The organism is Candidatus Ruminimicrobium bovinum, from assembly GCF_902760015.1.
In the GTDB taxonomy this organism is placed as follows: Bacteria; Elusimicrobiota; Endomicrobiia; order Endomicrobiales; family Endomicrobiaceae; genus Ruminimicrobium; species Ruminimicrobium bovinum.
Genome location: NZ_CACWEU010000079.1, coordinates 1 through 9222 on the forward strand (window position 1 = coordinate 1; position 9222 = coordinate 9222).

Here is a 9222-nt window from a genome sequence, read left to right on the forward strand (position 1 = left end):
AGTAAGGGGAAAAACATTTGCGGATGATAACGGTATTGAATTTATTGAAGAAATTCAAAAAGAATACGGAACGGAACATTCAAAAATTTTTGAAGAAACAAAATACGATGCAATAACAAAATTGGAATACATTCTGACATATTTGATTGACGAAAGGCATGAATTAAATAATGATGATAATGACTTTAATTCAATATTGAAAATGAAAGCATTGTTATCGGCGGCATAACAAATTGCAAAGCAATTTTGAAGATTTGAAGATTAGAAGAATAGAAGTATGGCGGAATAAATCTTTTAGTTTGTCATTCGACGACTATTAATAAAAATAGAATATTATCTTAAAAGGTAAAAAAATGATAATAAAAACAGATAAAGATACAACTAAAAAATATTTTGAAGACAGTTCCGGAATGCTTGGTGCTTATGCCGATAAAGTTTATATACCGGAAAACAAACAAGATGTTATAAATATACTTGAACAAGCCAATAAAATAAAAACACCTGTAACCGTAGCGGCAGGTTGTACGGGGGTTACCGGCGGTTGCCTTGCTTACGGCGGAGTTGTTTTATCAACCGAAAAATTAGATAACATCGGACCTATAAAAGAAATTTCACAAGATAAAGCTTTAATTACCGTAGGTGCAGGTGCAATAGTAAATAAAATAAAAGAATTTGTTTTACAAAACGGATGGATGTATGCACCTGACCCTACGGAAAAAAATGCAACAATAGGCGGAAATATTTCAACAGATGCATCGGGCGGCAGAGGTTTTAAATACGGAACAACGAGAAATTATGTTAATGCAATTGAAATAATTTTACCTGACGGTTCTTATGCAAAAATAGTAAGGGGAAAAACATTTGCGGATGATAACGGTATTATTGAATTTGAAACTTCCAAAGGATTAAAAACAATAATTTTGCCGAAGTATAAATTGCCTAAAATAAAAAATGCCGCTGCCTACTACAATTATAAAAATGCGGATTTAATAGATGTTTTTATCGGGCATGAAGGAACTTTAGGTATAATAATTTCGGCGGAACTTATATTAATAAAACCTTTTGAAACACTTTTCGGCGGAATAATATTTTTTGAAGACAGAGAGAAAAGCTGGACATTTGTCAAAGAAATAAGAGAACTTTCAAATATAAATAAAGACAGTAAAACTGAAATTACCGCATTATCGTTGGAGTATTTTGACAAGAATGCACTTAACTTAATAAAGCCGTATTATCCTATAATACCAAATAATGTTGATGCCGGTATTTTATTTGAACAGGACTGTTCGCACGATACTTACGATATTTTAATGGAAAAGTGGGTTAACATAATAGAAAAATACGGGATAAATATTGACGATGTATGGTTTGCTTCAAATATAAAACAGCAGGAAGAATTTAGAATATTCAGACACAAAATACCGGAAACCGTAAATGAAATAGTTCATAAAAATAAAATACCGAAAGTTGGAACAGATGTCGCCGTTCCGCATGATAAATTAAAAGAGATGATTTTATTTTGCGAACAAAAATTTAATGAAAACAAATTATTAAATTTAACTTTCGGACATATAGGTGAAAGCCATTTGCATGCAAATATAATTGCTTCCTCACAACAGGAATACAATAAATGTAAAGAACTTTACCTGGAAATTGCAAAAAAAGCGGTTGAGTTGGGTGGAACAGTTACCGCAGAACACGGTATAGGTAAGGTAAAACATCATTTTTTAAAAGCAATGCTCGGTGCTGAAGGAATAGAAGAATTAAGGAAATTTAAACTCAGTTTGGATAAAAACAATATACTCGGCAGAGACAATATATTTCAATGTAGAATCTAAAATGCATAATTTCCAATTATCGTTTAAAAGGTTGTTTGTAGTTTAAACTTTAAGCTCTAAACTATCAGCTTTAAGCTAAAATTGCAAAGCAATTTTTATGAAAGTTGTCCGCAGGCGCCGCCTATATCAAGCCCTCTTGCTTGCCTTGTATTAACAATAATCCCGTTTAATTTCAATATCTTTTTAAAATTTAAAACAGCTATTTGGTCAGGTGTTTGATATCCTGTATCGGTTTGATTATACGGAATTAAGTTTACTTGGACCGAAGGTCTTATTAAATTTGATGTTTTTAAAAGCCGTGTTAATCTATGTGCATCCGAAGATGTATCGTTAAAACCTTTAATCAAAATATATTCTATTGTTAATTTGGAATTTGTTTTCTTTAAATAATATTTACATGTTTCAAGTAATGATTCTATACTGTTATCAAAATTATTCGGTATAAGTTTTTTTCTCTGTTTATCATTTGTTGCATGTAAAGATAGTGCTAATTTTATTCCATACATTTGGTCGGCTAAATTTTTTATTGCAGGTATCACACCCATTGTTGAAACGGTAATATGTCTTTTACTTATATTCATTTCTTTTTTTGAAAGCAAAGTTTTTATTGCGGAAATTAAATTTTTATAATTTAATAACGGCTCACCCATGCCCATAAATAATATGCTTGAAATATTTTCACCCGTATCGTTTGCAATATATAAAATTTCTTCCAATATTTCACCTCTTGACAGATTTCGCACGAATTTAATTTTTCCGGAAGAACAAAAAGTGCATGATATAGGGCAACCTATCTGTGTTGAAATACAAACCGATTTAGTTGATTCCGTAGGCATAAAAACCGCATATACATGTTTATTATCGAAAGTTTTAAACGAATATCTTATTGTTCCGTCCAATATCGATTCTTTTTTTACTATACTTGTAAAAGATCTTAACTTAAAAGCTTCATTAAGTTTTTCTCTTATATCCTTAGGTAAATTTGAAAAGTAATCAAAACTTGGCGATTTCTTTACATAAATCCAATCTATAATTTGCTTAATTCTGTAAGAATCGGTTATTATAGGTTTTAATAAAGAAGGCAGTTGGTTAATTTCAACATCCAATATAAATTTTTTCTTTTCTTTCATAATATTTTTATTATACAAAAAATTATACTACTTGTTAATTTTTTTTATATTTTATAAAATAATCCCAATATTTTAGTAGTTTTATTTAGGGGAGAAAAAAATGAAAAAAGAAAAAGTAGTTTTAAGTTTTTTAAGTTGTTTGGTTGCTGTAAGTTTATTTGTGGGTTGTGCAAAAAATGATGTAGCTCCTGTTGCTACTGTAAATAATGTTCCGATATCCGGCTCTGATTATGAAAAAAATATAACAAGAATATTGGATACTTTAAAAATTCAAAACCCGCAAGTTTTACAGGAAAAAAATGCGGAAGATATTATAGGAAAAAGATTATTGGAAGATATGATAGTAAGAGAAGTTTCCATACAAGAAGCACAAAAAGCAAATATTACTGTAACTGATGAAGAAGTAAAGGAATTGGTTAATCAGGCAAAAGCTCAGTTTAAAAAAGATGAAAACGGTAATGAATTAACCGAAAGGCAACAGGAAGATGCTTTTTACAAAGCTCTCAAGGAACAAGGTTTAACGGAAAAAGAATATTTGGACAATGTTAAAAAAGATGTTTTGATAAATAAATACAGAAGAGATTTGGTTTCAAAAAATATGAAACCTGCTACCGAAGAAGAAACTAAAGCTTTCTTTAATAATATTTCCGCAATATATAACAATGATACTAAAAAAATTGCAGAATTGAAAAAAACACCGGGGCTTTTTGAAGAAGCCGATGTTGTAGCACAGCAATTGAAAGTTACATTGGCTCCTAAAGCACAAATTGACACAATTTTGGTTTTTGTTGACGGAAACATATCAGCTCAAGACAAAGCGGCAAGAAAAGAATTAGCAACAAAAATAAGAAAAGAAATAACAAATGCAGCCGCTTTTGAAGATGTAGCTAAAAAATATACGGCGGATCCTAATGATAAAATATTTGCTTCGACAATTGATGTTTATAAAGGTATGCAACCGGAAGAGGTTTCCTCTAAGGCAATTTCTTTGAATATAGACCAGGTAAGCGATCCTATTGAAGTTTTAAGAGCAAATGCCGCACCTAACCTTGCGCAAGGTTATTTTATTATTAAGGTAAGAGGTAAAGTTGCGGAACAAAAATTTGTTTATGACACATTTAAAAATGATCTTACAAATTATATAAATAATAAAAGAGCGGAATTTGTTATAGCACAAAGTATTGCTAACTCGGTAAAGAGTTCTGATATTAAAATATTAAAAACTTATGAGATGGATAAATCAACAGAAACCGTTGCTGCTTCCTCAGTATCTGCTTCAACCGAATCCGCTGCTGCAGCAAAATAATATATTTTAAAAGAAACAACCCGTATTTTTTGAATACGGGTTGTTTTTTTTATTTGTAACATTTTGTATAATATATAGGTCTAAACTTAAAAATTATATTTTTGGAGTATAACAATGAAATCATTAAAATATGTTGTTTTTTTTGTATTTTGCAGCTTTTTTGTTCAACCTTTGTTTGCTGAAAATTTTATAAATGATAAACATGGTAACCGTCAAGACGGTATTAAATTTTTTGAAAAATTAAGTATTGATTTAAAATTAACAGACGAACAAAAAACAAAAATTCAATCGTTACAACAGGAACAAAAAGAAAACGTTCCTGCAACAATGAATGAATTAAAACAAAAAAATAAAGATTTGGATATTGAACTTGCCAAAGAAAAATATGATATGAACGTTATAAATAAGTTGGCACAAGATATAATTTCGTTAGAAAATAAATTATCGACAAACAGAATAAATACAAAGATAAAAATGAGAAATATTCTTTCGGCAGAGCAATTCAAACAATTAGACAACAATATGAGAAATATGCATAAAAAAAATTTAAAACCCAAATATAAAAATTAATTTTTTATTATATTGAATTTTGTCATTCTTTCTATAAAAGAGTTTGATGTAACATCTCCGCCTAATTCAAGGTCTGAAACTATTATTCTGTTAATGTATAATGTTGTCATTTCGTTATCTCTGTTGTACTTGCTTATGCCCCATACGGCATGTATAATATAAGCTTTTTCGTTATCTTTTCCGATATAAAGCATTATATGTCCGGGGAAGTACAGAAAAGAAAGCCCTGCAACAGCATTTTCTGTTATGCACTTTTCTTTCAGCTTTAAATCCGTATAATTTTCTAACGAAAAACCTTCACCGCATTTTATTTTTTGAACTGATGTTTCAGGTAAAAAAATTCCAAAACAATTAAAAATTTGTCCCAAATATCCAGAACAATCCTGTTCTCCGTTAAAACCGCCCCAACCGTAAGGTGAATTCAAATGACGAAAAGCCAAAGTTAAAATATTTCTTTGAGTACATTCCAAATACCCTTTGTTTATTGAAGATAAAAACATAAAGCCCTTTTTTAAAACAAGATTACCGCGTTTATCTGCACAAGGAACGGCAACACAAACTCTGTCTTTTTTTATTTTACTTACAAAAGGAAGTTGTGCTCCCATTCTAATATAACAATGATAATTCGTCATATCTTTTTTTAAAAAAACATCAACTTTAGGTAACACGGCAACGGTGACATTTTTATTGCTTATCCATTTTGAAATTATTTTTTTAGTTGTAAAAGCCAGGTTTTCTGTTTTTACCCAACCGTCCTGGTTTCTTGAAAAAGCATAACTCCACTTTTTATCTTTTGTTTGACATAATACGGCTACGGGAGTTCCCATATCAATACTTTCCTCCTGCAATCTGTCAATTTCGGTTGAATTTACACTTGAATATGCAGGTATATCGGTAGGCAACACTCTAACTTCACAATATTTTGTAGTTATCGCATACATAACCGGATAAGCTTCTTTACTTAAGTCTATTGTTCTGTGAATATCTTCAAAAATTTTTTTCTTTACGGTATTTCCGTTTTCATCAAAAATTTTTTTCAGTCCTGTAATCCAGGAAAGTCTGTTTCTTAAAATTTTTGTTAATCGCGTTTTATCAAAATATTCGGAAAAACTTAATAAATTTGTCGTTCCGAACCTCGGATTAAGTGTTTTTTTATTAATCGATGCAATATCTGAATTTTTAAATATAACTTTATCAGGATTAGGTAATTTACTTATCCAAAAACCGGCAGAATTAAATTCTTTCGGATTTTTCTTTTTGAAAGTAAGATGCTCTTTATAATCGGTATAAAAAATTTCTGTAGGGTTCAGTATTTTTGTCTTTTTTGAAATTTTAACTTTATCGTAACAAATTCCGGTATTGTTTATATTTTTTGTAAATCCGAAATTTGTAAAAAAAGCAATAAAAAAAAATATTAATATAAAATTTTTCATAATTCGTGTATACAAACCAATAAATTTATTTTTTGTTAGAGTTTTTAACAAACAACATTGGAAAAACAATATCACTGAAACAACAAGGTAACCATACAGCTATAAATAAAAAAATAAATACTGCAAAATAAGGCACGGAATTACCTTTTTCCAAAGCCATAATTATATGAAACAAAGAAGCCCAGGTACTTATTAATACATGCGAAGCATGCGAAAGTTTTGTTTTGGGATAAAAATAAGCAATTATAACGGCAATAATTGCAATAGGATTTATTAACCACCATTTTTCAATAAAACCTATATGTGAATGTCTTTGAGGCATATCAAGTAATGTTTCTCCCCAAAAAGGAATAAGCGAATCACTTAATGTTCCTATGACAATAGAACCTGTATAACCTATAATTAAAATTTTTATAAAACCTGTTACGTTACTGCCGTTATTACTGTATTTCTTATACAATGCGGCTGTTACGATGGCACTTAAAAAAATATGTAACGGATGAAAAATATAAAACAAAGTGTGTGCTGTTTCGTGTTCCATATTTTTGAATAACATCATCAATATAATTCCCGTTAATGCACCGAATAAAGTAAAGGGGGAATGTTCTTTAAGTTCTTCCATCATTTTTTTTATCATTGAATATACTCCGATATTACTAAAAAAATTTTTCAAGTTCGGTAAAAAATTCCGTGGCTTTAACCGGAAAAAAATAATCGGTTATTTGATTTGTAAATGCCGATTCCAAAGTATTTATTTCTATTATTTTTGCTCCGGATCTTTTTGAAATAAAAGGTAAGTAACATGCAGGCATAACCTGTCCTGCCGTACCTACTATTATTACCAAATCTGTTTTATTAGCCAAAACATCTGCTTTATTATAATTGTTTTTGTTAATTCCTTCTCCGTAAAAGACAAAATCCGGCTTCAATATCCCGCCGCAAGAGCATCTTGGAATATCTTTCGATATATCCGTATCTTTAGTTTTATATTTTGTTTTACAGTCAACACAAATCAAATCGTTTATTGTTCCGTGAAATTCTACAACTTCTTTTGAACCGGCAGCTTGGTGTAAACCGTCTATGTTTTGTGTTATTATTGCTTTTAATATCCCGAGTTTTTCCAACTTAGCCAATACTTTATGCGCTTTGTTCGGCTTTGCTAAACCCATTGAATTAAAAAAAATTTTTCGCATTTCTTCCCATGATTTTTTAGGGTTTGCATAAAAAAAACTCAATTCTATAAATTTGGGATCGTATTTGTTCCATAAACCGCCGGAACCGGTAAAAGGAGGAATTCCGCTTTCCACCGATATTCCCGCACCTGTAAATGCCGTTGCAAATTTTGATTTTTTTATTAAATCCGCTACAAGTTCTATATTATCCATGCCGAATATTTTATAAATTTATTTTCTAAAATCCAAATTTTATTTTATTGTTTTAAATACAGAGTGTTATTTTTCAGTTGATGTTAAATATTTCTTAAACATTTAAACTGAAAATTTTACTTTGCAAATTTTTTCTAATAATGATTTAATATTAAGATAATTTAAAAAGGAGTTTTTATTTAATTATGAATACACAACAGCAGGAAAATAAATATTTAATGAAAACGTACAAAAGATATAATGTTTCCGTTAAAAAATCAAAAGGACAATATGTTTGGGATGAAAACGGTAAAAAATATTTGGACTTTTTTTCAGGTATAAGTGTTTGCAGTTTCGGACATGGTAACCCTGCAGTAATTTCTGCAATAAAAAAGCAACTTGATTTGTTTGTGCATTGCTCCAATGTTTATTATTCCAAACCGCAAGTTGAAGTTGCAAAATTGTTACTTGATAAATCTTTTAAAAACGGACGTGTTTTTTTGGCTAATACGGGAGCAGAAGCTAATGAATGTGCCATAAAAATTGCAAGAAAATGGGGCAGTGATAATCCGTTGAAAGACGGAACAAAAAGATATGAAATAATAGCTTTTAAAAATTCCTTTCACGGAAGGACACTTGCAACGCTTGCCGCAACAGGTCAGGAAAAATTTCATACTTCTTTTAAACCGTTACAGGAAAAATTTGTATTTGCCGAATTTAACAACATAAATTCGGTAAAAAAACTTATAAATAAAAAAACGGTAGCCGTAATTATTGAATTGGTTCAAGGTGAAGGCGGTATAAATGTTGCAGATAAAAAATTCGTTAAAGATTTAAGAAAACTTTGTGACGACAAAAATCTTCTTTTAATATGCGATGAAATTCAGTGCGGTTTGGCAAGAACGGGTAAAACATTTGCATGGCAGCATTACGGAATAAAACCTGATATTTTCACACTTGCAAAAGCAATAGCAAACGGACTTCCGTTGGGTGCCGTTGTTGCCGATAAAAAAGTTGCCGAAGTTTTTAATTACGGTGACCACGGTTCAACATTCGGGGGAAATCCCGTATCATGTGCGGCAGCAGTTGCAACATTAAAATTAATTACTCCCAAACTTTTAAAAGATATTTCTGATAAATCAAAGTATTTTATAAAAGGTTTAAATGAATTAAAAAATAAATATTCTTGTATTAAAGAAATTAGAAATTTAGGGCTTCTTGTCGGTGCAGAACTTGATTTTGCCGGTAAAGATATAGTAGAATTCTGCATTGAAAGAGGGCTTCTTATAAACTGCACACAAGGCAATGTTTTAAGATTTTTACCGCCTTTTACAATAACAAAAAAAGATATTGATAAAACAATTAAAATATTGGGGGATGCACTAAAATGGCAAACATTAAAAAAGTAGTTGTAGCTTATTCCGGAGGGCTTGATACATCCATAATTTTATCGTGGATAAAGGAAACTTACAATGCCGAAGTTATAGCATGTTGTGTGAATGTAGGTCAAGATAAAGAAGTTGTAGGTCTTAAAGAAAAAGCAAAAAGAACAGGTGCTTCAAAATGTTATGTTATAGATGC

At 30.2% G+C, this 9222-nt stretch carries 10 protein-coding genes; 6 read left to right on the forward strand and 4 right to left on the reverse strand.

Annotation, left to right across the window (positions count from 1 at the left end; genetic code table 11):
* Together ACMUOV_RS02800 and ACMUOV_RS02805 are read left to right on the forward strand one after the other, a co-directional pair.
* The coding region (locus ACMUOV_RS02800) for a hypothetical protein (protein ID WP_413853531.1) at nt 1-229 on the forward strand (229 nt) is incomplete at its 5' end.
* Nucleotides 230-353: 124 nt separating this feature from the next.
* On the forward strand, nt 354-1838 hold the full coding sequence (locus tag ACMUOV_RS02805) for an FAD-binding oxidoreductase (protein ID WP_413853532.1): 1485 nt from the start codon (nt 354-356) through the stop codon (nt 1836-1838).
* 95 nt (nt 1839-1933) lie between these two features.
* Here ACMUOV_RS02805 and rlmN read toward each other — a convergent pair whose 3' ends face one another.
* A complete protein-coding gene (rlmN, locus tag ACMUOV_RS02810) occupies nt 1934-2986 on the reverse strand; it encodes a 23S rRNA (adenine(2503)-C(2))-methyltransferase RlmN (RefSeq protein WP_413853533.1) in 1053 nt (350 codons plus the stop codon).
* An 82-nt stretch (nt 2987-3068) separates the two neighbouring features.
* Between rlmN and ACMUOV_RS02815 the strand changes: the two genes are divergently transcribed.
* Nucleotides 3069-4274, forward strand: coding sequence for a SurA N-terminal domain-containing protein (locus ACMUOV_RS02815; protein ID WP_413853534.1), 1206 nt, complete (start codon nt 3069-3071; stop codon nt 4272-4274).
* Nucleotides 4275-4388: 114 nt separating this feature from the next.
* Complete coding sequence (locus ACMUOV_RS02820) at nt 4389-4844, forward strand: Spy/CpxP family protein refolding chaperone (RefSeq protein WP_413853535.1); 456 nt, start codon at nt 4389-4391, stop codon at nt 4842-4844.
* Here ACMUOV_RS02820 and ACMUOV_RS02825 read toward each other — a convergent pair.
* Genes ACMUOV_RS02825 through ACMUOV_RS02835 form a run of 3 tightly spaced genes read right to left on the reverse strand, consistent with a single transcriptional unit; the run spans nt 4841 to nt 7662 of the window.
* A complete protein-coding gene (locus tag ACMUOV_RS02825) occupies nt 4841-6277 on the reverse strand; it encodes an SH3 domain-containing protein (protein WP_413853536.1) in 1437 nt (478 codons plus the stop codon). The genes ACMUOV_RS02820 and ACMUOV_RS02825 overlap by 4 nt on opposite strands.
* Nucleotides 6278-6302: 25 nt before the next feature.
* On the reverse strand, nt 6303-6914 hold the full coding sequence (locus ACMUOV_RS02830) for a hypothetical protein (RefSeq protein WP_413853537.1): 612 nt from the start codon (nt 6912-6914) through the stop codon (nt 6303-6305).
* 19 nt (nt 6915-6933) lie between these two features.
* Nucleotides 6934-7662, reverse strand: coding sequence for an SIR2 family NAD-dependent protein deacylase (locus ACMUOV_RS02835; protein WP_413853538.1), 729 nt, complete (start codon nt 7660-7662; stop codon nt 6934-6936).
* Between the two features lie 185 nt (nt 7663-7847).
* On the opposite strand from ACMUOV_RS02835, the gene ACMUOV_RS02840 reads away from it, so the two are divergent.
* Complete coding sequence (locus ACMUOV_RS02840; protein WP_413853539.1) at nt 7848-9050, forward strand: aspartate aminotransferase family protein; 1203 nt, start codon at nt 7848-7850, stop codon at nt 9048-9050.
* Nucleotides 9029-9222 (forward strand): argininosuccinate synthase domain-containing protein (locus ACMUOV_RS02845; RefSeq protein ID WP_413853540.1); only part of this gene is annotated, 194 nt, incomplete at its 3' end. The genes ACMUOV_RS02840 and ACMUOV_RS02845, both read left to right, overlap by 22 nt.

What these genes read in the sequence shown, in the direction of transcription:
- ACMUOV_RS02805 (WP_413853532.1), top strand. Translation starts at nt 354, where the DNA reads ATGATAATAAAAACAGATAAAGATACAACTAAAAAATATTTTGAAGAC.
- ACMUOV_RS02815 (WP_413853534.1), top strand. Translation starts at nt 3,069, where the DNA reads ATGAAAAAAGAAAAAGTAGTTTTAAGTTTTTTAAGTTGTTTGGTTGCT.
- ACMUOV_RS02820 (WP_413853535.1), top strand. Translation starts at nt 4,389, where the DNA reads ATGAAATCATTAAAATATGTTGTTTTTTTTGTATTTTGCAGCTTTTTT.
- ACMUOV_RS02825 (WP_413853536.1), bottom strand. Translation starts at nt 6,277, where the DNA reads ATGAAAAATTTTATATTAATATTTTTTTTTATTGCTTTTTTTACAAAT.
- ACMUOV_RS02830 (WP_413853537.1), bottom strand. Translation starts at nt 6,914, where the DNA reads ATGATAAAAAAAATGATGGAAGAACTTAAAGAACATTCCCCCTTTACT.
- ACMUOV_RS02835 (WP_413853538.1), bottom strand. Translation starts at nt 7,662, where the DNA reads ATGGATAATATAGAACTTGTAGCGGATTTAATAAAAAAATCAAAATTT.
- ACMUOV_RS02840 (WP_413853539.1), top strand. Translation starts at nt 7,848, where the DNA reads ATGAATACACAACAGCAGGAAAATAAATATTTAATGAAAACGTACAAA.